The organism is Maricaulis sp. CAU 1757, from assembly GCF_054482675.1.
In genome coordinates this window covers 142,679-166,800 of the sequence record NZ_JBTLRI010000004.1, presented here as the reverse complement: position 1 = coordinate 166,800, position 24,122 = coordinate 142,679, and the positions used below count along the sequence as shown (strand labels likewise).

Genomic DNA, 24,122 nt, shown 5'->3' with positions numbered 1-24,122 from the left:
GGTGACCCCCTTCGAGCAACGCCTCAACGAGGCGGCCGACCGGGTGACTGTGGCGCTGGATGCGCTGCTGCCGCGCGCCGACGGCCCGGAATCCCACCTCAATTCAGCCATGCGCTACGCGGCGCTGGGGCCGGGCAAGCGGCTGCGACCCTTCCTGACACTGGAGGCGGGCCGGCTGGTCAATGCCGATGATCGCGGCTTGCTGCGCGTCGCCTGTGCGCTGGAATGTATCCATTCCTACTCGCTGATCCATGACGACCTGCCGTGCATGGATGACGACGACATGCGGCGCGGCCGGCCAACCGTGCACAAGGCCTATGACGAGGCCACGGCGGTGCTGGCGGGGGATGGCCTGCAGGCGATGGCATTCGAAATCCTGGCCCATGAGGACACCCATCCGCGCGGCGAGGTCCGGGCCCGCCTGGTGCATCGCCTGTCCCGGGCCAGCGGGCCTTACGGCATGGTCGGCGGGCAGATGATCGACATCCGGGCGGAAACCGAGACCTTCGACATTTCGGTGGTCACGCGCATGCACCGGATGAAGACCGGAGCCCTCATCGGCTATGCCGTCGACGCGGTCAGCATCCTCAAGGACGTCGAGGACAATGTCCGGCGTGCGCTCGAGGGATTTGCCCATGACCTCGGCTTGGCTTATCAGATCACCGACGACCTGCTCGACGCGACCGGCAATGCCGCGACCGCCGGCAAGGCGGTCGGCAAGGATGCCGGTCAAGGAAAAGCCACCTTTGTCACCATTCTGGGCGTCGACGGCGCGCGCGACCGCTCCCGGCACCTGGCTCGCCAGGCCAAGGACCATCTTGAACCTTTCGGCGCGCGCGCTGATGTCCTTCGCGAGGCGGTCGACTATATCCTCGACCGTCACGTCTAGCTGCAACTGGAAATGCCCATGCCCCCGTCCACTCCCACGCTCGACCGAATTGACCAGACCGCAGACCTGCGGGATCTGAGCCAGGCCGAGCTCAAGGCGCTGGCCGAGGAGTTGCGGGCCGAGACCATTGATGCGGTCTCGGTCACGGGCGGGCATCTGGGCGCCGGGCTTGGCGTGGTCGAGCTGACCGCGGCACTGCACCACGTCTTCGAAACGCCGCGCGATACCCTGATCTGGGATGTCGGCCACCAATGCTATCCGCACAAGATCCTGACCGGGCGTCGTGATCGGATCCGCACCCTGCGCCAGGGCGGCGGCCTGTCCGGTTTCACCAAGCGGGCGGAGAGCGAATACGATGCGTTCGGCGCTGCGCATGCCTCGACCTCGATCTCCGCAGCGCTCGGCTTTGCCGTGGCGCGCGATCTCAAGGGCGAGGCCGACCGCAATGTCATCGCCGTCATCGGTGACGGCTCGATGTCGGCCGGCATGGCCTATGAAGCGATGAACAATGCCGGCCATATCGGGGGCCGGCTGATCGTCATCCTCAATGACAACGACATGTCGATCGCGCCTCCGGTCGGCGCCATGAGCCATTATTTCGCCCGTCTGGTCTCGAGCCAGAGCTATCGCAACCTGCGCAAGCTGGGCAAGGGCATGGCCAAGGCCATCGGCGTCGAGGAAGCCGCGCGCCGCGCCGAGGAATACATGCGCGGCATGGCCATGGGCGGGACGCTGTTCGAGGAGATGGGCTTTCGCTATGTCGGCCCGATCGACGGCCATGATCTCGACCAGCTGGTGCCGGTGCTGAAGAATGTCCGTGATGGTGATGACGGACCGGTGCTGATCCACGTCGTCACCCAGAAAGGCAAGGGCTATGCCCCGGCCGAGGCGGCCGACGACAAGTATCACGGCGTGGCCAAGTTCAACGTGGTCACCGGTGAGCAGCAGAAATCCAAGGGCGGCCCGCCGTCCTACACCAAGGTGTTCGCCCAGCAGCTGATCCGCGAGGCGGAGGCCGACGACCGCGTGGTCGGCATTACCGCGGCGATGCCCGGCGGAACCGGAATGGACCTGTTCGGCGAACGCTTCCCGGATCGCATGTTCGACGTCGGTATCGCCGAGCAGCACGCGGTGACCTTCGCTGCGGGCCTCGCGGCGGACGGCATGAAACCGTTTGCGGCGATCTATTCGACCTTCCTGCAGCGGGGCTATGACCAGGTCGTGCACGATGTGGCGATCCAGCACCTGCCTGTGCGCTTCGCCATTGACCGGGCCGGTCTGGTCGGCGCCGATGGCTGCACGCATGCCGGCTCGTTCGACATTGGCTATCTCGGTGCCTTGCCTGGCATGGTGCTGATGGCGGCCTCGGACGAAGTCGAACTGGCACGCATGGTGGCGACCTCGGTGCAGATCGATGACGGCCCGTCCGCTTTCCGCTATCCGCGCGGCAACGGGCTGGGGCTGGATATGCCGGACGTGATCGAACCGCTGGAGATCGGGCGGGGCCGGGTAGTGCGCGAGGGCTCGCGGATCGCCATTCTGAGCCTCGGTGCGCGTCTGCAGGAAGCGCTCAAGGCGGCCGATGCGCTGAGTGCCAAGGGATATTCAACCACGGTGGCGGATGCCCGGTTCGCCAAGCCGCTGGACGAGGACCTGGTACTGCGCCTGGCGCGCGAGCACGAGGTGGTGATCACGGTGGAAGAGGGCGCGCGCGGCGGCTTCGGGGCTTTCGTGCTGCATCTGCTGGCCGACAAGGGGGCGCTTGACAGGGGTTTGAAGATCCGCACCCTGACCCTGCCGGACGTGTTCCAGGACCAGGACACACCGTTCGCCATGTATGACGAGGCCGGGCTCAATGCCCGCCATATCGCGGCGGCGGCGCTGGAGGCCATCGGCCAGGACGCCGAGGCGGCGCGGATGGCGGCCGCTCCGCTGGCCGCCGGCTAGGCGCCTGACGCCGGGGCCCGCCATGCGTGCCGATCTCTTTCTCGTCGAACACGGATTTTTCGAGAGCCGCGCACGAGCCCAGGAGGCCATCGCCGCCGGCAAGGTGAGGGTCGATGGCACGCTCGTGCGCAAGCCGTCCCAGAAGATTTCCGCAGGGTCGCGCATCGAGGCGGAAGCGGCGCACCCCTGGGTGTCCCGGGCGGCGCTGAAGCTGGTAGCGGCGCTGGAGGCCTTCCCGGTTGATCCGAGGGACCGGGTTTGTGTCGATATCGGAAGTTCAACAGGCGGCTTTACCGAAGTGCTTCTGTCGCGCGGGGCGAGGCATGTCTATGCCGTCGATGTTGGCCGAGACCAGCTGCACCCCAGTCTTCAGGCTGACCGGCGCGTCTCCTCGATGGAGGCGACGGACGCGCGGTCCTTGACCGACAAGAGCTTCACCACTTCGCCTTCCTTCCTGGTCTGCGACGCCAGTTTCATCTCGCTGACCAAGTTGTTGCCGCCGGTGCTCGGTCTGCTGGCACCGAAAAGCGACCTGATCATTCTGGTCAAACCCCAGTTCGAGGCTGGCAGGGCGGCGGTCGGTCGGGGCGGGCTGGTGAAGAGCGAGGCTGACCGCCTCCGTTCGCTCGAGAAGGTGCGCTCGGCTCTGGAAGCGGTTCCTGGTCTGTCAGTCTCGGGGATCATGGACAGTCCAATAGCGGGGGGCGACGGGAATAAGGAGTATCTTATGTCCGCCGCCCTGATTCGCCAATAAGGCGAATTTCGCTACCGGAATTACTGGTCGTAGGTATCAGCCGGACGCCAGATGCCGTCGGCGCCCTGACACATGTAGACCTGGTCCGTGCCCGGGTTTCCGTAGGCGTCCATGCGCCGGGTTTCCTGCCAGCGGCAGGTCAGGCCTGCTGATGCCGAATAGGTGCGAGCGGACTGGCTGGATTGCGGGCCGCCGAGCAGTCCGTCCTGCTGGCTGTAGGGGGTGCCCGCATAAGCCGGCGAGTTGGCATAGGGCTCCTGGTATCGCGGATCTGCATAGGCCGGGTCTTCATAATAGCCCGTGTCGCCAGCGTAATGACCCTGGCCATACCGCGTGTCCTGGGCATAGGGGCTGTCATAGCCATAGCCGGCCGGCTTGCCCGGATAGGTGGTGTGACGGCGCGAGCGATTGCAGTCCTCGCCGCCGGCAATCCCGGCACCGATCAGGGCGCCCACGCCGGCACCGGCGATCGTGCCCACTTCTTCGGCATTGCCGCGATCACGATGCCGGTAGCGACGGTCGTAGCGGCGGTGCCCGCGGTAATCGCGATGAGCGTAGCGGTCATACCCGTGATAGCCCCGGCGACCGTAATGGTCGCGACCGCGACGGTTGTTGTTGCTGTCATCAGCCAGTTCATTGCCGACGACGGCGCCGAGCAGTCCGCCGATGATGGCGCCAGCGACCTGCCGGCCCTGACGCTGGGCCTCGCAATCCTGGTAGGATGTGGCGCGCGGCTGGGCGTAGGACTGGGCCTGGGCGGTCGCTGGCAGAACCAGCGAGAGTGCCGAGGCTGCGAGCAATGCGGGGGTCAGCAGTTTCATAATAATCTCCTCTGGCCACCAGAAACGGGGAGGCCGGACCACAGGGCCCGGCTTCGAGCTTGCCCCGGTTGTAGCAGGCGGGCGATGAGCCGCGGATGAACGCTGCGGGCAGGTGGCATTCAGCAAAGTGGGGCCGGTGAAACCACCGGCCCCATGCTGGGCGGGCATCCCCGGCGTGACCCGCCGTGCCTTATTGGTAGGCGGCAACCTGCCAGTCGCCATAACGGTCGCGGCACATGCGCACGCGTTCGTAATTATAGCTGCCGTCGGGCATGTAGATCTCGGCATCGCCGGTCCGGCACTCGACATTGGACTGGTAGTAGGTTTCGCGGATTACCACGGTGCCCCGAACGCCTGAATAGGGGTTTGCCCAGTAGTAGGGCTGGCCGTGTTCGAAGGCGTAATTCATGGCGTAGTGGTACTGCACCTGGTCACACTGGTCGAGGCGATCGAGGCTGGAGCCGAGCACCGCACCGAAGCCGGCACCGAGCAGGATGCCGACCCCGACATTGTCATCGCCGGCGGCAGCTCCGCCGATAACGGCACCGAGCAGGGCGCCGATCGCCGCCCCGTTGCCGTTGCGCTCATAGCGGCACAGCCCGTCGTAATATGCGAAGTTGCGGCGGTCGTAGCCGTGGCGGTAATAGCGGTCATTGTAGCGCCAGCGGTTGGTGGGGCCGTAATGGCCGTAATAGCGCGACCGCGACCAGCCGTGATTCAGGTGCGAGACCCAGAGCCTGTGTTCGAGGTGGGCCCGGTCGTGGAAGAAGGCGCGGCGGCGCTGGGCATACTCGTAGCGCCGCGGGTGGTGATAGCCATAGCGCCGATCGCGTCGGTGATCGTAACGGCGATCCCTGCGATGATCGTAACGACGGTCCCGGCGGTGCTCGTCATAGCGGCGATCCCGGCGGTCGTGGCGCCCGTAGCGGTCGTCGCGCCAGTCATCGCGGTCAAACCTGCGGTCACGGCGATCGTCGCGGCCGACACGGTGGTCCCTGTGGTCCCGGTCAACCAAGTGCCGGTCGCCCGGCTGCGGGGTGAGCCCGGCCAATGAGCCGGTACCCGGCCGGTGGCGATAATTCGGCGCCAAGGGAGTGGTTCCGGGCCGGCGACCCTCGCGACCGCTGCGACGCGGGTGGTCGCCCCCGCGATTGATGGCCGGGTCTATTTCAGCGCGGCGGGTCGGCGGCGTCGAGGCGACATGTTGGGGGCGGCGGGGCGGTCGGGTCTCAGCCTGTCTCGGTGCCGGCACTCGGCGTTCGACCGTACGGCGGTCGACATCACCACGGCTATTGCGCTCGGCGCGAGGGCTGGTGGCGCGCTGGCGGGAATGCTGTTCAAGCGCCGAAGCACGGTCGTCGCCGCGATGCTGGGCGTCCGCCGGAGCCGCGACAAGCGTCGCGGGCATCAGCAGGAGGGCAAAGACCGAGGCGCCGGTCAGGCGGAGTGTGCGCGGGGACATGGGCGCTCCTTTTTCGAAGGGCGCCGACTCGAGGGCCGGCCAATCACCCACAAGGCTAGGCGGGGGCGGATGAGCCTAACATGAACGCGGCCTTCATGTTCCAGGGCAGGCCTGGGTCAGAAGGCGCTCTGGGCGGCGTGGCGCAGCTTGTGATCGGCCAGGACAAGCGCGGCCATGGCCTCGCCGACCGGCACGGCACGGATGCCGACGCACGGATCGTGCCGGCCCCGGGTGGAAATGCTGGTTTCCTCGAAATCGCGGTTGAGGGTCTGGCGCTCGATGCGGATCGAGGACGTCGGCTTGACGGCAAAGCGGATGACCAGGTCCTGCCCGGTGGAGATGCCGCCGAGCACACCGCCATTGGAATTGCCGAGGAAAACCGGCCCGTCCTCGCCGGCGCGCATTTCGTCGCTGGCCTGTTCGCCGCGCTGGGCGGCTGAGGCGAAGCCGGCGCCGATCTCGACGCCCTTCACCGCGTTGATGGTCATCATGGCGGCGGCGAGGTCGCTGTCGAGCTTGCCGTAGACCGGAGCGCCCCAGCCGGCTGGCGCGCCGGAGACCACGACCTCGACGATGGCGCCGGTCGACGAGCCGTCGCGCCGCAGCGCGTCCATGTCTTCGGCCCACAGGGCGGCGGTCTCGGCGTCCGGGCAGAAGAAGGCGTTGCGGCCGACCTCGTCCCAGTCCCAGCGCGAGCGGTCGATGGCGCGTTCACCGACCTGGACCAGGGCGGCGCGGACCGAGATGGTCTCGCCGAGCACCTTGCGGGCTATGCCCCCGGCGGCGACGCGCATGGCGGTTTCACGGGCCGAGGAGCGGCCGCCGCCGCGATAGTCGCGTACGCCGTACTTCATGTCGTAGGTGAAGTCTGCATGGCCGGGCCGCCAGATGTCACGGATCTCGCCATAATCCTTGGAGCGGGCGTCGACATTGTCGATGATCAGGGCGATCGGGGTGCCGGTCGTGACGGGGCCGCCGGTGCGGTCATCCTCGAACGTGCCCGACAGGATGCGGACCTGGTCGGGTTCCTGGCGCGGCGTGACGTGACGGCTGGTGCCGGGACGGCGCTGGTCGAGCCAGGGCTGCAGGTCGCTTTCATCGAGCGGGATACCGGCCGGGCAGCCGTCAACGACGGCACCGATGGCCGGTCCGTGGCTTTCGCCCCAGGTGGTGAGGCGGAACAAGTGTCCGAAACTGTTGTGTGACATGGAGACCCCGCTGTTGGGGGCAATCTAGTCGCGCCGGCCCGTCAGGTCACGCGGCGGGCTGCGCATTGCGGATCCAGCGGGCGAAGCGGGCGTGCGCCGATGTACGCGAAAACTCGTCGATGAAGCCGTCGAGCTCGTCTCGGAAATGTGGCGAGGCGGCCGGGAGGTCGGCCTGTTGCGGTGCCGCGTCCACCCGGACGAGCACGCATGGCCGGGTTTCGCCGACGGCAGGCAGGCATGTGCCGGTGGGCGTGCCGGCCGGTACGCGCACGATGATCGGGCGACCGTCGCAGCGCAGCGTGCGGGTGACCCCGGTGCGGGCCTCGTCGGCGCTGAGGCTGAGTTCGAGGCTGATCGGGCCGGCCGCGCGGATCACCTCTATGGCGGCGACGATGCGCGACAGCTCGAACAGGCTTTCCGTGGAGGCCGGTGTGACATCGGGATGGAGCATTTTCACGCGTTCGCGGAAGGCCGATTTGGCCGCCCGCACGCCCGCGTCCGGGGCCAGCCCGAACGCCGCATACGCTTCCAAAATACTCAAATCGTGCGAAGTCATGATTCGCTCTTAGCACGAGAAGATTCCCGAAAGGTTGACGCCGGGCCGCTGGGGCGTACCTAGGGATGAGTTTTGCGCAGGACACCGAGCATGAGCCGAAAAGACGCCATTCCACCCTCTCCGGATGCCGAGGACTATGCCCGCACGGCGGATGCCAATGCGGAAGAGATCTTTGACCGGGACGATCCGTTCTCTCTGTTCGGCGAGTGGTTGCGCGAAGCGGGCGAGAAGGAACCCAATGATCCCAACGCGATGGCCCTGGCCACCGCGGACGAGGAGGGGCTGCCGGACGTGCGCATGGTGCTGTTGAAGGACTTCGATGCCCGCGGCTTCGTCTTCTACACCAATCTGGAGAGTGCCAAGGGCTGCCAGCTGGCCGAGAACGGCCAGGCGGCGCTGTGCTTTCACTGGAAGTCCTTGCGCCGGCAGGTGCGGGTACGCGGCCGGGTCGAGGCGGTGAGTGACGCGGAGGCGGATGAATATTTCGCGTCGCGGGCACGAGACAGCCGGATCGGCGCCTGGGCGTCGAAGCAGTCGCGGCCGCTGGAAAGCCGGTTTGCCCTGGAGCGGGCGGTCGCCCGCGAGGTCGGCCGGTTCGGCGTGGCCGGCGTGCCGCGCCCGGACTTCTGGTCAGGCTTTCGTGTCGTGCCCTCGAGCATCGAGTTCTGGCGCGACCGGCCCTTCCGTCTCCATGACCGGATGCACTTCACCCGGTCCGGCCCTGACGCCAATTGGAGCGTGACCCGGCTCTATCCCTGACCGTCAGGTGTGACCGGGCGATAGTCCACATCCAGGCCGGGCGTGCGTTCACCGTCTATGCGGGCGCGGCCGGTTTCCACCAAGTGGATGAGATGGGCCAGCACGGACTGGGCGGCGGCCGGGAATAGTCGCCGGTTGATATGCGTGTACAGGCGTTCGACAATGGCCCGGATCCGTGTCTCGCCGGCTTGTAGCTGCGCTAGGATCTGTCGCTCTCGCTCCATGCGGTGGGCGATGTAGGCGTCGAGAAAGGGGCCGGGCTCGGTGACCGGCGGGCCATGCGTCGGCCAGAGCGTGGCGAAATCACGCTCGCGCACACGCTGGAGCGAAGCCAGGTAATCGCCCATATGACCGTCCGGCGGCAGGACCACACTGGTTGCCCAGCCCATGACGTGGTCGCCGGTGAACAGGGCGTTTTCCTCGTGCAGGGCGAAGCAGACATGATTGGCCGTGTGGCCCGGCGTTGCCAGGGCTTCCAGCGTCCAGCCGGGGCCGTGCAGCGAGTCGCCGTCAGCCAGTTCGACATCGGCCCGGAAACCCGGGTCGGCGCCTTCCTCCATGGCCTGCGCAGGTTGGCCGGGACCGGTCGCGGCCGGGCTGCGCGCGTGGACACGGGCACCGTGTTGGCGGGCCAGGGGATGGGCGAGGGGGCAATGGTCCAGATGGTGGTGAGTGACGAGGACGTGGCTGACGGTCTCGCCTCCGAGCGCCGCGTGAAGGGCGGCGGCGTGTCGCGGCGTGTCGGGGCCCGGATCGATGACGGCGACCGTGCCGCGGCCGATGATGTAGACACCGGTCCCGGTATAGGTGAAGGGACCCGGATTGTCGGCGATGACACGACGGATCAGCGGGGTGAGCTGTTCGCAGCGCCCGTGCTCGACTTCGCTCTGCTGGACAAAGGGAATGGTGACCATGCCGGTCAGGCGGGGGTGCGGCCGGCCTCGGCCTGGCGCATGTAGACAAGGAAGGCGTCGGCCAGCCGGCGGGTGACGTGGATCCGGTCCTCGAGGCCCATCGCCACCGGTGGTCCGAGCTCGGTCTTGTTGACGTCGACGACGAAGATGCGGCCGTCGCGGCGGTCGCGCAGCACGTCCAGTCCGCCCCAGTCCAGCTTCATGCGGCGCGCGAAGGCGGCCAGCCGGTCGCGCTCGTCGGGCGTGAACACGCTGTCGGTCTCGGCCACGCTGACAGTGTCGTTGGAATTGGAGAAGCGGTCGGCCAGCGGGCGGCGCTTCAGCATGACCAGCGGGATGTGCCCGCCGAGCGTCGGGCAGCGGATGTCCTCGACCTTGTCGCCGGCCACGGTGTTGTCGATAACACGCTGGTAGACATGACCGGGGCGGGCTTCGCAGGGACCGGAAATGATGCGACCGTCATGTGCGCCATTGCGTTCGGACTTCTCGACCATGGGGCCGGTCCAGTGCGCCGGGTCAACGGCGAGGGAGTAACCGAAGCACTCCTCGAACACCTCGGCCACGTGCGACTTGGCGATGCTCTGGCAGTCGCGATTGATGGCCAGGGTGCCAGCCGGCAGGTCGAGCCCGGGGCCGGTGGTGGAATCGTCGAACAGGAAGACGGCGTCGGCCTGGTCGGGCGTCTCGGCGATGCGGGCGCCAGCGGCGTGCAGCACGGACCAGACGAGATACCAGGGCCGCGGCCGGTCGGGCGCGAACCAGATGCGCGGCCCGGATCGGGACAGGTTGCGCAAACGCCAGCCCTCGGCAACGACGTAGAATGGCAGCCAGGACAGCACTTCGCCGATCAGTCCGGGTTCTACCGGCAGGCGGGCGCCGGTCTTCTTGACGGTGACCACACCGTCCTCGAACTCGAAATCCCGCCACCACAGCGCACTGTGCATGCCGCCGACCTTCCCGCACTATTACCCCGAGGCGCATCCTACGCATCTCCCACCGGCATGCAATTGACTCGACAGTGAGCGCGGCGGCCAAGCGGTCCGGTTCTTGCGACGGCGGACCGGGACGAGACAGGCGGAGGACGATCATGGCCGAATTTGTGAGCAAGCGCCTGCTGCGCCTCGGCTGGCTGGTGGTTTTCCTCATCGTAATGCAGTTGGCTCAAGGGCTCGCGACACCGCAAGTCACACAGTCACGGACGGCCCCATTGCCGCCCATTGAGGGCGGCACAGCTGCACTGTAACGGCAGCGCCTTCATTGACATCGTGTCGCGCCCCATGAAACTTCCGCAAAACTCGGATTGAGCCGCCTGTTCATGTTTGCATTCGTCCTTCGACGCATCAGCGTTGCCATACCCACGCTCCTGGTGATCATTGCGATCGCCTTCTTCATGATGCGCGCGGCCCCTGGCGGTCCGTTCGATCTGGAACGTCCGATGCCGGAAGAGATCCGCCAGATCATGCTGGCCAATTTCGGCATGGATCAGCCGGTCTGGAAACAATATCTCGATTACATGGGCAATCTGTTCCAGGGCGATCTGGGGCCGTCGCTCAAGCTGCGCGACAAGGACGTGGCCGAGATCATCGCCGAGGGCTTCCCGGTCAGCGCTACGATCGGCCTGTTCTCGATGATCCTGGCGATCACAGTGGGCTCGCTGCTCGGTGCCGTGGCGGCGCTGCGCCAGAATACCAGCGGCGACTTTGCCGTCATGACCTTTGCCATGGTGGGTATCTCCATCCCGCCCTTTGTCATGGGGCCGATCCTGGCGCTCGTCTTCGGTCTTTATCTGGGACTTGTGCCGACCGGTGGGCTGGATCCGCGGTTCGGCATGACGACCGACCGGCTGATCCTGCCGGTGATCACGCTGGCCCTGCCGCAGATCGCCATCATCGCCCGCCTGATGCGGGCCTCCATGATCGAGGTTATCCGCTCCAACTACATCCGCACGGCGCGGGCCAAGGGCCTGTCGGCACCGGCCGTCATCGTGCGCCACGCATTGCGTTCGGCGGTGCTGCCGCTGGTCAGCTATCTCGGCCCGGCCTCGGCAGCGGTGATTTCCGGCTCGCTGGTCATCGAGCGCGTGTTCCAGCTGCCGGGCATCGGCAAGCATTTCGTCGATGCGGCGCTGCAGCGTGACTACACCGTGGTTATGGGCGTGGTCATCGTCTACGCCTCGCTGATCATTCTTCTGAACCTGGTCGCAGACCTGCTCTACGGCACGCTCAATCCCAAGGTTAAGTACGAGTAATGTCCACGCTGTCCACCCCGACCGAGAAGGCCGAGCTGCTCGAGAAGACCGCCGTGCAGGGCCGGTCCCTGTGGGAGGATGCGCGCGCGCGCCTGTTCCGCAACCGCGCCGCCGTGGTGTCGATGGTCATTCTGGGCGTGCTCGTCCTGCTGGCCATCCTCGGGCAGATGGGTGTGTGGGTGCACGACTACGACACGATCTATCGCGACAAGGTGTGGATCGCGCCGACGTTCGAGGACTGGCACCTCCTGGGTACCGATGCCCAGGGGCGCGACATGGTGGCGCGTATCCTGGTCGGTCTGAGCGTGTCGCTCATGGTCGGCGTGGTGGCGACCCTGGTGTCGCTGGTCATCGGTGTGACCTGGGGGGCGACGGCGGGCTTCATCGGCGGCCGCGTCGACCAGGCCATGATGCGCTTCGTCGACATTCTCTACTCGCTGCCCTTCATCTTCTTCGTGATCATCCTGATGGTCGTGTTCGGACGCAACATCGTGCTCATCTTCGTCGCCATCGGCGCCGTCGAATGGCTGACCATGGCGCGCATCGTGCGTGGCCAGACGCTGGCCCTGAAGAAGATGGAATTCGTCGAGGCGGCCGAGGCCGCCGGCGTGTCGCGTTTCAAGATCATCCAGCGCCACATCATTCCCAACGTGCTCGGACCGGTAGTGGTCTATGTCACGCTGATGATCCCGGTGGTGATCCTGGCGGAAAGCTTCCTGTCCTTCCTCGGCCTGGGCGTGCAGGAGCCGCTGACCTCGCTGGGCCGCCTGATCTCGGCCGGTGCACAGGACATGGAGCCGGCGCCATGGACCCTGATCGGCCCGGCCGTGACGATGATGGTGACGCTGTTCTGCCTCAACTTCATCGGCGACGGCCTGCGCGACGCCATCGATCCCAAGGATCGCTGACCAGGCCACAAACCCGGCAGCCACAAGAAAAAAGCCGCTCCGGATATCCGGGGCGGCTTATCTCGTTCAGTGGCCTGGGGGCGTCACTGCTCGCGGCGGACGCGGACGGCGCGGCCCTCGCCATTGATGCGCAGCAGATAGCTGTCCATGGCGCCGCGGCGCACTTCGGCGAACGCGCCCTCGAGATCGCGCGGCACGCGGACCCGGCCGTCATCGGTCTGACGCCAGACCTGGCCGTTTTCCATGTGGAAGACGTGCGTGTTGTAGCCGACGACCCGGACGCGCTCGAGCGCCATGCGGACCCGGTCGACATCGCCGTCGCGATTGCGCTCGAGAATGACGACATCGCTCTCGGCAGCCGCTTCGGCGATCGGGGCGGGGCTTGGCGTGGGCGCGGCGAAGATGCTTGGAGCGGTCGTCGCGGCCGGTGCGCTGGGCTGGGTTGCGGGAGCGGTGGTTGCCGCGGTGGTCGAGCTGTCGAGAGCATCATGCGCCGCCCGACCGGCAAGGACCGGCAGCCGGAAGCGGGGCAGGCTGGGCAGGCTGAAGCCGAAGCTGTCACGCTCGACCGCTTCGACGTCCTGGCGGCTGACGATGACGATTTCGCCCTCCGAGCGGGCTGCGGCAAGCCGGACAGCGGCAGCGTCGAAACAGGCCAGACGGGTGCTGACATCTTCAATGCCCTGGCAGGCCAGGACACCGGTCACGGCGTCATCCTGGGCCAGGCTGGCACCGCTCAGGGCGGTGCTGCAGGTGAGGGCGGCCAGGAGCAGCCCGGTGGTCGATTTCATGTTTGCCATTCCTTCGTCACTCATTGGGTCCGCTCGGCCCTAAACCAGCGGGTGGATGTGCTCAACTGCATAAAGTAGGAGCCCAGGGCTCCGGTACGGATGGAGGCGGTCATGCCCGGCTGGGCGCCGCGGCTCAGGCGCGAGACATGGGTCTGGTCGGTCTGCACCCAGCGCTGGCCATTGGCCAGGGTTATGACTGCCTTGCCGGAACGGTTTTCCTCGAGTTCGGTCACGGCCAGCCCCTCGATGCGTTCGATATCCCCGTCCTCTTCCCGGATAACGGTGTGGGTGCTGGCCGCGCTCACGGCCTCGGCGGCCTCGGCCAGCTCCGCATCGTCACTGCCCGCGCCGCCGAAGCGTGGCAGGCGGAAATTCGGAATGCTGAGACCAAAGGTGGCTTCCTCCGCAGCCTCGATCTGCTGCCGCGCCACCGCCACGACATCGCCGGTTTCGGTGCGTGCATGCAGCGCTTCAACAGCAGCATCGAGGCAGGTCAGGCGGGCTTGCGGATCAGCGATTTCGCGGCACGCAAACAGGGGCTCGAGCGGCTGTGGAGCCGCCTGTCCGAGGGCCGGAGCCGTCATGGCAAGCGCCGGAAGCAAAAGGAGTAATCGTACGTTCATGTTCTCTGGTCCAAATTCGCAGTGGACGAACTATGCGGGAGGTCGTTCTAGCTGTCGACCGGCTGCGCATGTTCCGCTAGAACAATCGGCCAAGGCGAATCGCCCAGACGCATCGGAGGGGAGACCGATATCGTGAACCGTAACAAGACCCTGTGGACCGCCCTTCTTGGTGCCTCGACGCTGGCTCTCGCAGCCTGCGGTGGCAACCAGCCGCAAGACGACGACACGCTTGTCCTGCACCGGGGCAATTCTTCCGAGCCCCTGTCGCTGGACCCGCACAAGGCCAGCGGGTCGTGGGAAAACAATATCATTGGCGACATGTTCATCGGCCTGTTCACCGAGAACGCCGAAGGCGAGCCAATTCCCGGCATGGCGGAAAGCTGGGAAGTATCCGAGGACGGCCTGACCTGGACGTTCACCTTGCGCGAGGCCCTGTGGTCGGACGGTGAGCCGGTGACGGCGCACGACTTCGTTTATGGATGGCAGCGCATCGTGACACCGGAGACCGGTGCCCAGTATGTCTCGCTGCTCTTCCCCGTGCGCGGTGTGGCGGCAGCCAGCCGCGGAGAGATCACGCCGGAAGAAATCGGCGTGCGCGCCGTGGATGACCGGACCCTGGAGATTCAGCTGGAAAACCCGGCGCCTTACCTGGCCGGCCTGCTGACCCACTACACCACCTTCCCGGTGCCGCGGCATGTGGTCCAGGCGGTGGGTGATGAATGGGTGCGCCCGGAGAACATGGTCACCAACGGGCCGTACACGCTGGAAGACTGGCGGACGAACAACTTCGTGCACCTGGAGCGCAATGAGCGTTTCTTCGACAATGAAAACGTGTGCATCGACGAGGTCTATTACTATCCGACCGTCGACAACAGCGCCGCCGGACGCCGGGTGCGCAATGGCGAGCTGCACATCAACAATGATTTCCCGGGCCAGCAGATGGACTTCCTGCAGCGGGAAATCCCGGACTATGTCCGCGTCCACCCGTACATGGGCACGATCTATTTCTCGGTGAACACGACGCGTGAACAATTCGCCGACCCGCGCGTGCGCAATGCACTGGGCATGGCCATCGACCGCGAATTCATCGCCAACGAGATCCTGCGGGCGGGCTTCGTGCCGGCCTATTCGCTGGTGCCGCCGGGAGTTGCCAACTATCCGGGTGGTGTCGAGGCCGACTGGGCCGGGACGCCGGTGGCCGAGCGCCGCGAGATGGCGCGCGAGCTGCTGGAAGAGGCCGGCTTCGGGCCCGACAATCCGTTCCGCTTCGAGTACACCTATCGGGCCACGCGGGACAATCCGCGCGTCGCTCCGGTGGTCCAGAACGACTGGTCGGCGATCGCCGACTGGGTCGAGCCGTCGCTGATCGTGAACGACACGCAGATCCATTACGACAATCTGCGTGCGTCCGACTTCCAGGTCGCCGATGGTGGCTGGATCGCGGACTATAACGACGCCTACAATTTCCTGTTCCTGGGCGAGTATCGCTCGATCCCGATGAACTACTCCCGTTACAACAATCCGGAGTATGACGCGCTGGTCGAGGCGGCCAATCGGGAGCAGGACCTCGAGGTGCGCGGCCGCATGCTGGCCGAGGCCGAGGAAATGCTGATCGACGACATGCCGATCATCCCGATCGTCTATTACGTCAACAAGAACCTGGTGAATCCGAACCTCACCGGGTGGGAAGACAATCTCGTCGACATCCACCGGACCCGCTATCTGTGCTTTGCCGATGCCGGGCAGGACGACGCCGAGAACTAGGACCGGGACGGGCGCCGGCTGACCGGCGCCCGCGCCGGCCGGGGCAGGGGGCCCGGCCATGTCGGGCAGCGACACCATCAGTGATGCCGTCATAGGCGGCGCTGGCGAGGGTGCGATCGGTGATGCCGTTGGGGCATCGCGGCGGCGTCGGCGCGAACGTGCGACCAAATTCCCGCCACCGACGCCGCCAGGCCAGTGCTCGAACTGCGAAACCCGGCTCGCGGGGCCCGTCTGCCACAGCTGCGGCCAGAGCGCCGACCATTTCCACCGCCCGATCTGGGAATTGATCGCCGATGTCATCGACGGCCTGTTCGGGCTGGAGGGGCGACTGTGGCGGACCCTGCCGGCGCTGGTCTTCAAGCCCGGACATCTGACCCGCAGCTATCTGTCCGGTGTGCGCGCCCGCTATGTCATGCCGTTCCGGCTCTACCTGACCGCGAGCGTGCTGTTCTTCTTCGCCTTCTTCGCGCTGGATGCGCTCGATAGCGGGGGACTTAATATCGATGCAGGCAGCGAGCCCGTGCTCAGCGAGGCGCAGCTGGGGGAAACGCTGGAGGAGGTCGAGCGCGAGCTCGCCGAGGCCGGAATTTCGCCGGACCAGCGAGCGCGCATCAGCGAGGTCGTCGAGGCGGTCGGCCGCGAGGGCTCGACGGCCCGGCCGACGGACGAGGCGGGGCCGGTGGAGGATGCAGGTGAGGCCGACCCGGCAACGCCGACAGGCGAGGGCGCCGGTGAGTTGCAGAGTGACCCCTCCGATCCCGCGGAGAGTTTCATCCAGGGCATGATTGACGGGTTCGCCGAACCCGAAGACGGGGATGTACTGGAACGCCGCGCCCGGGAAATTTCCGAAGATGGCGGTGAGCGGTTGTTCGCCGAGATGAAACGGTGGGCGCCGCGCCTGATGTTCGCCCTGTTGCCGGTTTACGCCCTGATCCTGGCCGTGACCCATTTCTACAAGCGCGGCTTCTATTATTACGACCACCTCGTGGTGTCGCTCCACTTCCACGCCTTCCTGTTCTTCGCCTTCCTGTTGATGCTGCCCGTCAATGCCCTGTTCGGCATCGGTTGGGTGCTGCTGATCCTGTTCCTGTGGACCAATTTCTACCTCTACCGGATCCATCGGCGGGTCTATCAGTGCGGGCGCTTCTCGTCGGTGGTGCGCACGATGTTCGTCGACTTCGTGTATCTCAACGTGCTGTCCATCGCTTTCCTGGCGCTGTTTCTGATCGGCATCTTCTCGGTCTAGGTCACCCTGGATGCGGACATGAAAAAGGCCCGCCCTTCTCGGGGCGGGCCTTTCTCGTGGGCGCAGGCCGAAGCCCGCCTAGTTCGGGACCGGTGTCCGGCTGCGCAGCTGGGTGCCGGTCTGACCGGCTTCTTCGCGGGCCTGCAGGGCAGCACGAACTTCCGGCAGGGCCATCAGGGCATTGAGCCGGCTGGCTGCCTCGGCGCCTTCCGCCGACACGCCGAGCAGGTCCTGCAGGGCCTCGGCCGGGGTGCGCTGGCGCGGGAAGCGGCGCAGGCGAACGCTGTCACCCGCATCGATGCCGGCCAGTCGCTTGGCGGCCGCCACGGCATCCCGCAGGCCGCCGATTTCGTCGACCAGGCCGAGATCGAGCGCCTGGGCGCCGGTCCAGACGCGGCCGCGGGCGATTTCAAGGACCCGCTCGAGCGGCAGGTCGCGACCGTCTGCGACGCGCTGGGTGAAGTCTTCGTAGACATCCTCCATCTGGCCGCGGAAAGCTTCGCGCTGGCTTTCCGTCCACTCCATCTGCGGCGAGTAGGCGGTGGCGTATTCGCCGCCGATCGACACGGTTTCGGTGTTCAGGCCGATCCGGTTCATCGTGCCTTCCAGCACGACCTTGCCGCCGAGCACGCCGATCGAGCCAGTCAGCGTGGTGTCGTGGGCCAGGACATAGTCGGCCGGGGCGGCGATGTAGTAACCGCCGGAGGCCGCCAGCGAAGCCATCGAAACGATGACCGGCTTGCCGGCCTGGCGGGCCCGCTGGATGGCATACCAGACCTGGTCCGAGGCGATGGCCGAGCCGCCCGGCGAATCGACCCGCAGCACGATGGCGCGGACCTCGTCGGAGTCAGCGGCGTCGAGGATGGCCTCAGACATGGTGTCGCTGCCAATCGTTTCATCGCCGCCGAACGGGCCGCGCTGGGCGGTGCCGGTGACAATGGCGCCCTGGCCTTCGATGAGGGCGATGACCGGGCCGCTCTGGCGCGGCGGGGCCCCGTTGGCATAGGCCGCGATCTCGGCGAACTCGGCGCCTTCACCGGCCTGGGCCAGTGCCGCCTCGCGCGCCTCGATGACGTGGCCGAGCTGGTCGACCAGGCCGGCAGCCCGGGCTTCCTCGGCGGTGTGCGGGGAGGCTTCGAGCAGACTGCGCACGCGGCTCTCGTCAAGCCCGCGATCGGCGGCAATCCGCCTCACCGCGGTGTCGAAGATCGAGGTCATGTAAGACATCATCGCTTCGCGGTGCGGCTCGGTGAACTCGCTCTGGGTATAGGTGTTGGCAGCGTTCTTGTACTCGTGGAACTGCTCGAACTGCGGCTCGGCGCCGAACTGTTCAAACAGGCCGCCGAGGAACATGACGTCGGCCGCAAGACCGGCAGGCGAGAAGTTCGAGGTGTCCTGCAGCCAGATCTCGCTGGATCCGGAGACCGCCATGTAGCTGGTTACCGAGGTGCCCTCGAAGCCCTGGGCATGGGTCAGCACGAACTTTCCGGCCTCGCGGAAATCGCTGATCGCGAGGCGCAATTCGTCGGCCATGCCGGGGACCATGCCGTACTCGTTGGCCCTGATGAACAGGCCGCTGATGCGGTCATCTCTCTCGGCGCGCTCGAGGGCGCGGACCAAGTCGACAACAGACGTCGGTTCGGAGAAGCCGAAGGGCGAACGGGTCGGGGAATCAAGCCGCCCCTGGCGCAGGTCAAGCTCGAGCACTACCCGGTCGCCGGGCAAGGGCGCGGCGGTCGGGGCGGACATCATGCCGCCGATCGAGGAGAACACGCCGACCACCATGAAGATGAGCGCCATGAAAGCCAGGATGGCTCCCACCAGCACGCCCGTCACGGAGCCCGCAAACGTAATTAGAAACTGTTTCATCTGAGTCCCTTCCGACCCGTACCAGCACATCAGGGACTCTACACTGCAAGATGCAGTCCCGTTCTCGCCCCCATACTGTAGTGCGCCGGCCATACCCGGTCGAGGGATCGCGCTGTCGCAGGTCCCGTCTGCAGACGTGCCGGACAGCGTGATGCATCCCACTCACGGCATGATGCCGCGATTGTGAAGGCGCGCCGGGGGAGAATTCAATCGGGGATGGGGGCGGGAAAGAATGGTCGGAGTAGCAAGATTCGAACTTGCGACCCCCGCCTCCCGAAGACGGTGCTCTACCAGGCTGAGCTATACTCCGAACCGAGGCGCGGCTTATAGCCAACTCTTCTGTGCCGCGCAACGCGGCAAACACAGGTGTCCGCAGCCTCGTGACACCGAAACGCAGTGGCTTGCCGAAAACACCTGTCTGGCTGCAGAAATCCGGCCGACTGCTGCGACAAACCGCATTGCCCCGTTGCATCCCCGCGAACGGTTATGTATCTAGCGCGCTCCGTCGTCACGACGGCTCCGGTTGGGGCGTCGCCAAGTGGTAAGGCACCGGTTTTTGGTACCGGCATTCCCAGGTTCGAATCCTGGCGCCCCAGCCAACCTTTCCAGATATCTCAGAGAGTCAGCCGCCGATGGCGCGGGATCCGGGTGTGCTGAACGGCCGGTTTTGCGCTGCAACCGCTGGCGTGTATATACCAGCCCAACGCGAACCGGCGCAGCCAGATACCCGTGTCAGGAGAATTGTGGCTGTTGCGGCACCAATTCAGCCGCAGTCTGGCCACAAAGATGTATTGATCGTGGTGTAACGCTGGTGTTAGCGTTCGACCGATTTTCAAGCGGCACGTGAGTGCCTACAAGATGGCGGGCCAACCGCCGCGGTGTTCGGAAGCGACTGCAGCCGCAGTAACAAACCGATCAGACTTGCGCGCTAAGCCGCTCCGGCGGCGGCGCAAAACAGGCCGCTTGAATGCAGGGTAGGGGCCAAGCCGACAGCAATGTCGGCTCAGCATCGAAGATTTTTACAGCGGGAAGGCCTTGGCTGACCCGCATTGACCATTGTGAGGCGAGAAATGGTGAACTTGAAGAATTTGGTTCGCGCGTCGCTTATGGCGACGGTTGCGGCGGGCGCCTTTGGGGGGGGCCGCCGTAGCGCAGCTGGACCAAACGCTCCAGACGGCCCGTCAGGACACGCGTGAAGGGGCTCAAACCCAGAGCCGCATCGACCAGCTGGACGACCAGCGCACCGATATCGAACTAGAATACCGGGCCCTGCTCGAGCAGATCGAATCGCAGCGTCTGTTCGTCGAGCAGCAGGAAGTCTTCATCCGTTCGCAGGAGAACGAGGTCGCTTCCCTGCAGCAGCAGATCGACCGCGTTGACAATATCGAGCGCGACCTCGCGCCGATGATGCGCGAAATGGTCGAGAACCTGGACCAGTTCGTCAGTCTCGACCTGCCCTTCCGCATGGAAGGTGAAGCCGGTCGCCGGGCCCGCATCGACCGTCTGTATGACCTGGTCGACGATCCGAGCGTCCCGCCGGCCGAACGTTACCGCGTCATTCTCAACGCCTATGACATCGAGATGTCCTACGGTCGTAGTGTCGCTTCGTTCGACGAAGAGATCATCGGCGAAGACGGCGCTCCCGTCTCGGTCACCGTGCTGCAGCTGGGCCGTGTCGCGATGATTCGCCAGTATCCCGACGGCAGCATGACCATCCGCCACATCGATTCCGATGACTGGCAGCCGCTTCCGGGTGGTTTCGAGGGCAATGTGACCCGTGCCCTGCGTATCGCGCAGGAAGTCACCACCCCGTCCGTCTTCCTGGCCCCGCTGCCGGGACCGGAAGTCGCTCAATAACGGCTGGAACGGAGAGTTTTACGATGAAAACCACAATGAAGATGCTCGCCGCCGCCGTTTCGATGGGCGTGGCGCTTACCGCCGGGGTCTCGGCTCAGACCCAGCCCGCCGGCTCGCTCAGCGAACTGCTCAACCGGGTCCGTTCCGACGCCCGTGAAGCCAGTGCTGAAAACCAGGAACGCCTGCGCGAATTCCAGTCCGACACCAACCGCCAGCAGGCTCTGCTGAACCAGGCGCGCTCGGAAATGGCCGCGCTGGAAGCCCGCGCCAACGCGCTGTCCGCCCAGTTCGAAGCCAATCAGGTCTCGATTGACGAACTCGACGCCGAACTGCGTCAGCGTCAGGGCGCCTTTGGTGAGCTGTTCGGTGCCGCCCGCCAGGCGGCCGGTGAATTCGCCGCCATCATCAATTCCTCGATCATCTCCGCCCAGTACCCGGGCCGCGCCGACGCACTGGAAGAGCTGTCCAACAGCCGCACCCTGCCGACGCGCTCCGAGCTCGACCGCATCTGGCGTCGTGCCCTGGAAGAAATGATCTACCAGCAGGAAGTCGTCACCTTTAACGCCCGCGTCACCGGTCTCGGCGGCGGCGAGCAGGTCCCGACGACCCGCGTGGGACCGTTCTCCATCTTCACCAACTACAACGGCAATCAGCGTTTTGCTTCCTGGGGTGAGACGGAATCCGGTGCCTGGACCCTGACCGACCTGGCGGCACAGCCTCCGGGCAACATCATCGGTGGTGCGGAAAACCTCTACAATGCCGAGCCGAACGAGATCGTCATGGGCGTTCTCGACCCGTCGCGCGGCCCGCTCCTCGCGATCTACAAGGACGTGCCGGACATTCCGGAGCGTATCGAGCAGTCCGGCGCGGTCGGCAAGGTCATCATCGGCCTGCTGATCATCTCCGCTGCCTTCGGCCTGTTCCGCATGTTCATGCTGCTCGGCACGCAAGCCGCCGTGAACGCCCAGAAGCGCAAGTCGACCGGTTCCCGGTCCAACCCGCTGGGTCGTGTCATGCTGGCTTACGAGGATGCCAAGGACAAAGACGTCGAGACCATGGAGCTCAAGCTGGATGAAGCCATCCTGAAAGAGACCCCGAAGCTCGAGTTCGGTCTCAACTTCCTCAAGCTTGCCGCCGGTATCGCGCCGCTCCTGGGTCTCCTGGGTACGGTGACCGGTATGATCAAGACCTTCACCCAGATCACCCTGTTCGGTACGGGCGACCCGAAAATCATGGCCGGCGGTATTTCCGAAGCCCTGATGACCACGGTGCTCGGCCTGATCGCGGCGATCCCCCTTCTCTTCATCCACTCGTTCGCCCAGAGCTTTGCTCGCGGCGTCCAGCAGGTGCTCGAGGAACAGGCTGCCGGGATGGTTGCCCGTCACGCTGAAGAACGCGCGCAGCGCTAATCGGAGGAACCGCTATGGATTTCCAGGCCGTACAAACCGGCCTTCAGGAGTTCCTCGAGCGGGGAGGCCCCGTCCTTGTGGTCATCATGATCACTACATTCGTGATGTGGGCCTTCATCCTCGAGCGCTTCGCCTTCTTCTACTTCGCCCAACCGGGCTATGCGAAGCAGGCAAAGCGGGAATGGGCCGCACGGGCTGACCGCAAATCGTGGTATGCTCATGCGATCCGTGACCAACTCATCTCGGAGGTCAAACAGCGCTGTGACCAGAATGTCGAGCTGGTGAAAACCCTCGTCGCGGTCGCTCCGCTCTTCGGATTGTTGGGGACAGTGACCGGCATGGTCTCGGTCTTCGACGTGATGGCCATCTCGGGGTCGTCGGATGCTCAGGCCATGTCGGCCGGTGTGTCGCGGGCGACCATCCCGACCATGGCCGGCATGGTGGCGTCCCTGTCGGGGCTCATCTTCGCCAACCAGATCGAGATCATGGCCCGTCGTCGCACTGCGGCACTGGCGGATGAACTCGAGATCGGCGAGGGGGTCCAGTCATGAGACGCAAGCAAAGGCACAATGACGATCAGGCCGAAGTGAACATGACGCCGATGCTCGACATCGTGTTCATCCTGCTGATCTTCTTCATCGTGACCGCCACATTCCTGTCGGAAGAAGGCATTAACATGCAGCCTCCGCCGGATAGTGACGAGCCGCCACCTCCGGACGCCGCGCCGCCGATCGTGATCCAGGTCGATGATGAGAACATCATCTTCGTCAACCGGGTCCGGACGGATGTCGATCGGGTGCTGTCCGCGGTCAACCGCTTCCGGGCGGAAGAGCCGAACAGCGCGGTGCTGCTGGAGGTCTATGATGAAGCCGATCACGGCATCATCGTTCAGATCTGGGACGATATGGGCGCCAATGGCGTACCGGTGTCGATCCAGCGTCAAACGGATCAGGACGGCTAGGCCGGGGAGGTAGAACCATGGCGCGACGCGTCAGTCGAGTGAATACCGACGAGGAAGAAGTCGAACTGAACATGACGCCCATGCTGGACGTCGTCTTCATCCTGCTCATCTTCTTCATCGTCACCTCGGTCTTCATCAAGGAACCCGGCGTGGATACAATCCGTCCGGATGCCCTGACCGAGGAAGACGAGAACCCGTCCATGCTGATTGCTGTGACGGCTGACAATGAGATCTGGGTCAATCGCCGCGTTTACGAGATGAACGAGATGCGCGGGGTCATCGAGCAATTGCTGCAAGAGAACCCCAAGGGGCGTGCAATGATCCAGGGGGACGAGGCCGCTGATATCGGGATCATCCTCGACGTCCAGGAACTGCTCATGCAGATGGAAGTCGACGTCAAGATCTCGACGTTGCAGAGCTAGGGAGGAGAGATCATGGGTACACTTGTTCGCCTGCTGATTGGCATTCCCGTAGCGGCCATCATCACGCTCGTTCTCTTCATCGTCATGACGAAACTGATCTTCGTCGAAGGCGCGATCAGCGACGATGAAGTCGAGGACCTGGAGTTCACGATCAACGACGAAGTGGCGGAAATCGAAGCCCGCCGTCGTGACACCACGATCGAGGACGTGCAGCAGGTCCAGCCGCCCCCTCCGCCGCCGCAGATCGAGCGTCAGCGGGCCGAGCAGCCTGCTGAGGGTCTGGCCACGGTGATGGGTGCGATCCCGGACTTTGATGCTCCGCAACTCAACAGCGAGAGCGTCAGCTTCTCGGTCTCCGACCGGGATGCACAGCCGCTGGTCCGGATCGAGCCGCAATATCCGATGCGGGCCGCCGAGCGCGGTGTGGAAGGCAGCTGCTGGGTGCGTTTTGACGTGACCCCGGACGGCACGCCGACCAATATCGACATTACCCGTTGCGACAGTTCTCTGTTTGAGAGTGCCTCGCGCCGGGCGGTCGAGCGCTGGCGGTACAATCCGAAGGTCCAGGACGGAGTTCCGGTTGCCCGCCGCGGCGTGGAAACCCGGTTCGACTTCCGGTTGGCCGAGTAAGCTCAGGCAGGCGGGGACCCTCAGGTCTCCGCCTCGCCACTCCGGCGCGATGGGACAGGTCCCTCTAAGGACCGAGTTCCGGCA

At 65.4% G+C, this 24,122-nt stretch carries 24 protein-coding genes and 2 tRNA genes; 16 read left to right on the top strand and 10 right to left on the bottom strand.

The genetic code is table 11. From position 1 onward, the window contains the following. Position 1 precedes the first annotated feature (1 nt). The 3 genes from ACXYMR_RS11795 to ACXYMR_RS11785 are packed head-to-tail and all read left to right on the top strand — an operon-like array spanning position 2 to position 3,590. Positions 2 to 889 (top strand): polyprenyl synthetase family protein, encoded by an 888-nt coding sequence (locus ACXYMR_RS11795; protein ID WP_458943069.1) that lies wholly within the window; start codon positions 2 to 4, stop codon positions 887 to 889. Positions 890 to 907: 18 nt separating this feature from the next. Next, positions 908 to 2,836 (top strand): 1-deoxy-D-xylulose-5-phosphate synthase, encoded by a 1,929-nt coding sequence (dxs, locus tag ACXYMR_RS11790; protein WP_458943068.1) that lies wholly within the window; start codon positions 908 to 910, stop codon positions 2,834 to 2,836. 22 nt (positions 2,837 to 2,858) lie between these two features. Then, the gene (locus ACXYMR_RS11785) at positions 2,859 to 3,590 is read left to right on the top strand and encodes a TlyA family RNA methyltransferase (protein ID WP_458943067.1); all 732 of its coding nucleotides are present in this window, start codon (positions 2,859 to 2,861) and stop codon (positions 3,588 to 3,590) included. A 20-nt stretch (positions 3,591 to 3,610) separates the two neighbouring features. On the opposite strand, the gene ACXYMR_RS11780 is transcribed toward ACXYMR_RS11785, so the two are convergent. The 4 genes from ACXYMR_RS11780 to ACXYMR_RS11765 all read right to left on the bottom strand — a co-directional run bounded on the left by ACXYMR_RS11780 (position 3,611) and on the right by ACXYMR_RS11765 (position 7,637). Then, positions 3,611 to 4,411 carry a hypothetical protein gene (locus ACXYMR_RS11780; RefSeq protein WP_458943066.1) on the bottom strand — a complete coding sequence of 267 codons (801 nt, stop codon included), beginning with the start codon at positions 4,409 to 4,411 and terminating at the stop codon, positions 3,611 to 3,613. A 190-nt stretch (positions 4,412 to 4,601) separates the two neighbouring features. Then, positions 4,602 to 5,873: a hypothetical protein gene (locus ACXYMR_RS11775; protein WP_458943065.1), complete on the bottom strand. Its 1,272-nt coding sequence runs from the start codon at positions 5,871 to 5,873 to the stop codon at positions 4,602 to 4,604. A gap of 116 nt (positions 5,874 to 5,989) precedes the next feature. Beyond that, a complete protein-coding gene (gene aroC, locus ACXYMR_RS11770) occupies positions 5,990 to 7,081 on the bottom strand; it encodes a chorismate synthase (protein ID WP_458943064.1) in 1,092 nt (363 codons plus the stop codon). Positions 7,082 to 7,127: 46 nt separating this feature from the next. Continuing rightward, the gene (locus ACXYMR_RS11765) at positions 7,128 to 7,637 is read right to left on the bottom strand and encodes a J domain-containing protein (protein WP_458943063.1); all 510 of its coding nucleotides are present in this window, start codon (positions 7,635 to 7,637) and stop codon (positions 7,128 to 7,130) included. A 90-nt stretch (positions 7,638 to 7,727) separates the two neighbouring features. On the opposite strand from ACXYMR_RS11765, the gene pdxH reads away from it, so the two are divergent. Next, on the top strand, positions 7,728 to 8,396 hold the full coding sequence (pdxH, locus tag ACXYMR_RS11760; RefSeq protein WP_458943062.1) for a pyridoxamine 5'-phosphate oxidase: 669 nt from the start codon (positions 7,728 to 7,730) through the stop codon (positions 8,394 to 8,396). Here pdxH and ACXYMR_RS11755 read toward each other — a convergent pair. Beyond that, the gene (locus tag ACXYMR_RS11755; protein ID WP_458943061.1) at positions 8,387 to 9,310 is read right to left on the bottom strand and encodes an MBL fold metallo-hydrolase; all 924 of its coding nucleotides are present in this window, start codon (positions 9,308 to 9,310) and stop codon (positions 8,387 to 8,389) included. The two genes, pdxH and ACXYMR_RS11755, sit on opposite strands and share 10 nt — an antisense overlap. A 5-nt stretch (positions 9,311 to 9,315) precedes the next feature. After that, complete coding sequence (locus ACXYMR_RS11750) at positions 9,316 to 10,254, bottom strand: hypothetical protein (protein WP_458943060.1); 939 nt, start codon at positions 10,252 to 10,254, stop codon at positions 9,316 to 9,318. A gap of 143 nt (positions 10,255 to 10,397) precedes the next feature. On the opposite strand from ACXYMR_RS11750, the gene ACXYMR_RS11745 reads away from it, so the two are divergent. The 3 genes from ACXYMR_RS11745 (at position 10,398) to ACXYMR_RS11735 (ending at position 12,466) form a co-directional block, all read left to right on the top strand. Further along, positions 10,398 to 10,553 carry a hypothetical protein gene (locus ACXYMR_RS11745; protein WP_458943059.1) on the top strand — a complete coding sequence of 52 codons (156 nt, stop codon included), beginning with the start codon at positions 10,398 to 10,400 and terminating at the stop codon, positions 10,551 to 10,553. 72 nt (positions 10,554 to 10,625) lie between these two features. Further along, entirely contained in the window at positions 10,626 to 11,558 is a 933-nt protein-coding gene (locus ACXYMR_RS11740) for an ABC transporter permease (RefSeq protein ID WP_458943058.1), read from the top strand. Next, complete coding sequence (locus ACXYMR_RS11735; protein WP_458943057.1) at positions 11,558 to 12,466, top strand: ABC transporter permease subunit; 909 nt, start codon at positions 11,558 to 11,560, stop codon at positions 12,464 to 12,466. Before ACXYMR_RS11740 ends, ACXYMR_RS11735 begins: the two co-directional genes overlap by 1 nt. 83 nt (positions 12,467 to 12,549) lie before the next feature. On the opposite strand, the gene ACXYMR_RS11730 is transcribed toward ACXYMR_RS11735, so the two are convergent. Beyond that, entirely contained in the window at positions 12,550 to 13,257 is a 708-nt protein-coding gene (locus ACXYMR_RS11730; RefSeq protein ID WP_458943056.1) for a hypothetical protein, read from the bottom strand. Between the two features lie 20 nt (positions 13,258 to 13,277). Further along, positions 13,278 to 13,880, bottom strand: a complete 603-nt coding sequence (locus ACXYMR_RS11725) for a hypothetical protein (RefSeq protein ID WP_458943055.1) — start codon at positions 13,878 to 13,880, stop codon at positions 13,278 to 13,280. A 132-nt stretch (positions 13,881 to 14,012) separates the two neighbouring features. Between ACXYMR_RS11725 and ACXYMR_RS11720 the strand changes: the two genes are divergently transcribed. Both ACXYMR_RS11720 and ACXYMR_RS11715 read left to right on the top strand, forming a co-directional pair. Continuing rightward, on the top strand, positions 14,013 to 15,644 hold the full coding sequence (locus ACXYMR_RS11720) for a peptide ABC transporter substrate-binding protein (protein WP_458943054.1): 1,632 nt from the start codon (positions 14,013 to 14,015) through the stop codon (positions 15,642 to 15,644). A gap of 58 nt (positions 15,645 to 15,702) precedes the next feature. Next, positions 15,703 to 16,890: a DUF3667 domain-containing protein gene (locus ACXYMR_RS11715; protein WP_458943053.1), complete on the top strand. Its 1,188-nt coding sequence runs from the start codon at positions 15,703 to 15,705 to the stop codon at positions 16,888 to 16,890. Positions 16,891 to 16,968: 78 nt separating this feature from the next. Here ACXYMR_RS11715 and sppA read toward each other — a convergent pair whose 3' ends face one another. Further along, entirely contained in the window at positions 16,969 to 18,759 is a 1,791-nt protein-coding gene (sppA, locus tag ACXYMR_RS11710) for a signal peptide peptidase SppA (RefSeq protein WP_458943052.1), read from the bottom strand. A 233-nt stretch (positions 18,760 to 18,992) separates the two neighbouring features. Continuing rightward, a tRNA-Pro gene (locus ACXYMR_RS11705) sits at positions 18,993 to 19,069 on the bottom strand. Positions 19,070 to 19,283: 214 nt separating this feature from the next. Here ACXYMR_RS11705 and ACXYMR_RS11700 point away from each other — a divergent pair. From ACXYMR_RS11700 to ACXYMR_RS11670, 7 genes are all read left to right on the top strand, one after another. Further along, a tRNA-Gln gene (locus ACXYMR_RS11700) sits at positions 19,284 to 19,358 on the top strand. A 532-nt stretch (positions 19,359 to 19,890) separates the two neighbouring features. Next, positions 19,891 to 20,616, top strand: a complete 726-nt coding sequence (locus tag ACXYMR_RS11695) for a DUF3450 domain-containing protein (RefSeq protein WP_458943051.1) — start codon at positions 19,891 to 19,893, stop codon at positions 20,614 to 20,616. A gap of 23 nt (positions 20,617 to 20,639) precedes the next feature. Next, positions 20,640 to 22,025 carry a MotA/TolQ/ExbB proton channel family protein gene (locus ACXYMR_RS11690; protein ID WP_458943050.1) on the top strand — a complete coding sequence of 462 codons (1,386 nt, stop codon included), beginning with the start codon at positions 20,640 to 20,642 and terminating at the stop codon, positions 22,023 to 22,025. A 14-nt stretch (positions 22,026 to 22,039) separates the two neighbouring features. Further along, complete coding sequence (locus ACXYMR_RS11685) at positions 22,040 to 22,576, top strand: MotA/TolQ/ExbB proton channel family protein (protein ID WP_458943049.1); 537 nt, start codon at positions 22,040 to 22,042, stop codon at positions 22,574 to 22,576. Next, complete coding sequence (locus tag ACXYMR_RS11680; RefSeq protein WP_458943048.1) at positions 22,573 to 22,986, top strand: ExbD/TolR family protein; 414 nt, start codon at positions 22,573 to 22,575, stop codon at positions 22,984 to 22,986. The genes ACXYMR_RS11685 and ACXYMR_RS11680 overlap by 4 nt, the downstream gene beginning before the upstream one ends. 17 nt (positions 22,987 to 23,003) lie before the next feature. Further along, positions 23,004 to 23,408, top strand: coding sequence for an ExbD/TolR family protein (locus ACXYMR_RS11675; RefSeq protein ID WP_458943047.1), 405 nt, complete (start codon positions 23,004 to 23,006; stop codon positions 23,406 to 23,408). 12 nt (positions 23,409 to 23,420) lie between these two features. After that, positions 23,421 to 24,038: an energy transducer TonB gene (locus tag ACXYMR_RS11670; RefSeq protein WP_458943046.1), complete on the top strand. Its 618-nt coding sequence runs from the start codon at positions 23,421 to 23,423 to the stop codon at positions 24,036 to 24,038. Positions 24,039 to 24,122 lie beyond the last annotated feature (84 nt).

Excerpts from the sequence above, each read along its gene's own strand:
- dxs (WP_458943068.1), top strand. The coding sequence starts at position 908 with ATGCCCCCGTCCACTCCCACGCTCGACCGAATTGACCAGACCGCAGAC.
- ACXYMR_RS11785 (WP_458943067.1), top strand. The coding sequence starts at position 2,859 with ATGCGTGCCGATCTCTTTCTCGTCGAACACGGATTTTTCGAGAGCCGC.
- ACXYMR_RS11780 (WP_458943066.1), bottom strand. The coding sequence starts at position 4,411 with ATGAAACTGCTGACCCCCGCATTGCTCGCAGCCTCGGCACTCTCGCTG.
- ACXYMR_RS11775 (WP_458943065.1), bottom strand. The coding sequence starts at position 5,873 with ATGTCCCCGCGCACACTCCGCCTGACCGGCGCCTCGGTCTTTGCCCTC.
- aroC (WP_458943064.1), bottom strand. The coding sequence starts at position 7,081 with ATGTCACACAACAGTTTCGGACACTTGTTCCGCCTCACCACCTGGGGC.
- ACXYMR_RS11765 (WP_458943063.1), bottom strand. The coding sequence starts at position 7,637 with ATGACTTCGCACGATTTGAGTATTTTGGAAGCGTATGCGGCGTTCGGG.
- pdxH (WP_458943062.1), top strand. The coding sequence starts at position 7,728 with ATGAGCCGAAAAGACGCCATTCCACCCTCTCCGGATGCCGAGGACTAT.
- ACXYMR_RS11755 (WP_458943061.1), bottom strand. The coding sequence starts at position 9,310 with ATGGTCACCATTCCCTTTGTCCAGCAGAGCGAAGTCGAGCACGGGCGC.
- ACXYMR_RS11750 (WP_458943060.1), bottom strand. The coding sequence starts at position 10,254 with ATGCACAGTGCGCTGTGGTGGCGGGATTTCGAGTTCGAGGACGGTGTG.
- ACXYMR_RS11745 (WP_458943059.1), top strand. The coding sequence starts at position 10,398 with ATGGCCGAATTTGTGAGCAAGCGCCTGCTGCGCCTCGGCTGGCTGGTG.
- ACXYMR_RS11740 (WP_458943058.1), top strand. The coding sequence starts at position 10,626 with ATGTTTGCATTCGTCCTTCGACGCATCAGCGTTGCCATACCCACGCTC.
- ACXYMR_RS11735 (WP_458943057.1), top strand. The coding sequence starts at position 11,558 with ATGTCCACGCTGTCCACCCCGACCGAGAAGGCCGAGCTGCTCGAGAAG.
- ACXYMR_RS11730 (WP_458943056.1), bottom strand. The coding sequence starts at position 13,257 with ATGAAATCGACCACCGGGCTGCTCCTGGCCGCCCTCACCTGCAGCACC.
- ACXYMR_RS11725 (WP_458943055.1), bottom strand. The coding sequence starts at position 13,880 with ATGAACGTACGATTACTCCTTTTGCTTCCGGCGCTTGCCATGACGGCT.
- ACXYMR_RS11715 (WP_458943053.1), top strand. The coding sequence starts at position 15,703 with ATGTCGGGCAGCGACACCATCAGTGATGCCGTCATAGGCGGCGCTGGC.
- sppA (WP_458943052.1), bottom strand. The coding sequence starts at position 18,759 with ATGAAACAGTTTCTAATTACGTTTGCGGGCTCCGTGACGGGCGTGCTG.
- ACXYMR_RS11690 (WP_458943050.1), top strand. The coding sequence starts at position 20,640 with ATGAAAACCACAATGAAGATGCTCGCCGCCGCCGTTTCGATGGGCGTG.
- ACXYMR_RS11685 (WP_458943049.1), top strand. The coding sequence starts at position 22,040 with ATGGATTTCCAGGCCGTACAAACCGGCCTTCAGGAGTTCCTCGAGCGG.
- ACXYMR_RS11680 (WP_458943048.1), top strand. The coding sequence starts at position 22,573 with ATGAGACGCAAGCAAAGGCACAATGACGATCAGGCCGAAGTGAACATG.
- ACXYMR_RS11675 (WP_458943047.1), top strand. The coding sequence starts at position 23,004 with ATGGCGCGACGCGTCAGTCGAGTGAATACCGACGAGGAAGAAGTCGAA.
- ACXYMR_RS11670 (WP_458943046.1), top strand. The coding sequence starts at position 23,421 with ATGGGTACACTTGTTCGCCTGCTGATTGGCATTCCCGTAGCGGCCATC.